At 40.4% G+C, this 403-nt stretch carries 2 tRNA genes; both read left to right on the forward strand.

Annotation, left to right across the window (positions count from 1 at the left end):
• The first annotated feature begins 100 nt into the window (after positions 1–100).
• Positions 101–175, forward strand: a tRNA-Ile gene (locus tag RD055328_RS07260).
• A gap of 30 nt (positions 176–205) precedes the next feature.
• Positions 206–278 (forward strand) — tRNA-Ala (locus RD055328_RS07265).
• Positions 279–403 lie beyond the last annotated feature (125 nt).

Below are 403 nucleotides of genomic sequence, written 5' to 3' on the forward strand. Positions count from 1 at the left end.
GATCACCTCCTTTCTAAGGATAAATACCAATATGGTATAAACGGAATCTACATAATATGTTAAAACTTTGTTTAGTTTTGAGAGGTCTACTCTCCTTATCGGGCCTATAGCTCAGCTGGTTTAGAGCGCACGCCTGATAAGCGTGAGGTCGATGGTTCAAGTCCATTTAGGCCCATGAATAAAAAATAGAATAAAAGAGTACCATGGGGGCTTAGCTCAGCTGGGAGAGCACTTGCTTTGCACGCAAGAGGTCATCGGTTCGATCCCGTTAGCCTCCATTGGTTGTCTTATCTACCAGAATAGACGACCACTTCGTACCTTGAAAACTGAATACTAACGAAAAAAGAAACACCGAAAACTGCGCGTTTAGAGTTATCTAAACACAATTTTTTTAAAAAGATTT

This window comes from Companilactobacillus sp. RD055328, assembly GCF_022835675.1.
GTDB lineage: Bacteria > Bacillota > Bacilli > Lactobacillales > Lactobacillaceae > BQUT01.